The organism is Pseudomonas sp. QS1027 (assembly GCF_002814235.1).
Lineage (GTDB): Bacteria > Pseudomonadota > Gammaproteobacteria > Pseudomonadales > Pseudomonadaceae > Aquipseudomonas.
In genome coordinates this window covers 1-1,308 of record NZ_PHSU01000044.1, presented here as the reverse complement: position 1 = coordinate 1,308, position 1,308 = coordinate 1, and the positions used below count along the sequence as shown (strand labels likewise).

The window sequence follows — 1,308 nt, the reverse complement described above, 5'->3', positions numbered from 1 at the left end:
GGCGCGATCATCGGGATGGTGATCAGGAAGAACACCTTCCACGGCTTGGCGCCCAGGTCCATGGCCGCCTCTTCGATGGACAGGTCCAGCTCACGCAGACGCGCCGACACCACCACCGCCACATAGGCCGCACAGAAGGTCGTGTGGGCGATCCAGATGGTGACGATACCCCGTTCCTGGGGCCAGCCGATCAACTGCGCCATGGCCACGAACAGCAGCAACAGCGACAGGCCGGTGATCACTTCCGGCATCACCAGCGGCGCCGTCACCAGGCCGCCGAACAGCGTGCGGCCCTTGAAGCGGGTGACCCGGGTCAGCACGAACGCCGCCAGGGTTCCCAGCGCCACCGCGGCCACCGAGGTGTAGCAGGCGATTTCCAGCGAGCGGGCCACCGAGCCCATCAGTTGGGTGTTGTCCAGCAGACCGACGTACCACTTCACCGACCAGCCGCCCCACACCGTCACCAGCTTCGAGGCGTTGAACGAGTAGATCACCAGGATCAGCATCGGCAGGTAGATGAACAGCAGACCCAGCACCAGCATCAGGTTGGAAAAACTGAAGCGCTTCATTCCTTGCCCTCCATTTCTTTGGCCTGACTACGGTTGAACAGAATGATCGGCACAATCAGGATCGCCAGCATCACCACCGCCAGCGCGGACGCCACCGGCCAGTCACGGTTGTTGAAGAATTCCTGCCACAGCACTTTACCGATCATCAGGGTTTCCGGACCGCCGAGCAGCTCGGGGATCACGAACTCGCCCACCACCGGGATAAACACCAGCATGCAGCCGGCAATGATGCCGTTCTTCGACAGCGGCACGGTGATCTTCCAGAAGCTGTTGAAGGTGCTCGACCCCAGGTCCGAGGCGGCTTCCAGCAGGCTCTGGTCGTGCTTCACCAGGTTGGCGTAGAGCGGCAGGATCATGAACGGCAGATAGGAATAGACCACGCCGATATACACCGCGAGGTTGGTATTGAGGATCTGCAACGGCTCGCTGATCAGTCCGGTCCACATCAGGAAGCCGTTCAACAGCCCGTTGTTGCTGAGGATCCCCATCCAGGCATAGACGCGGATCAGGATCGCGGTCCAGGTCGGCATCATGATCAGCAGCACCAGCACGGTCTGCAATTCCTTGCGCGCACTGGCAATGGCGTAGGCCATCGGGTAGCCGATCAACAGGCACAGCAGCGTGCTGAAGAACGCCATCTTCAACGAGCCGAGGTAGGCCGCCAGGTACAGGTCGTCGTCCCCCAGCATCGTGTAGTTGCCGAGGTTGAGGATGATCTGCAGTTTCTGTTCGACGAAGC

2 protein-coding genes are annotated in these 1,308 nt (G+C 61.1%); both read right to left on the bottom strand.

The genetic code is table 11. The features are described 5' to 3' along the window. A partial coding sequence (locus CWE01_RS32550; RefSeq protein ID WP_157815317.1) for an ABC transporter permease subunit occupies positions 1-569 on the bottom strand: 569 nt, incomplete at its 3' end. Next, a partial coding sequence (locus tag CWE01_RS32545) for an ABC transporter permease subunit (protein ID WP_100944663.1) occupies positions 566-1,308 on the bottom strand: 743 nt, incomplete at its 5' end. The genes CWE01_RS32545 and CWE01_RS32550, both read right to left, overlap by 4 nt.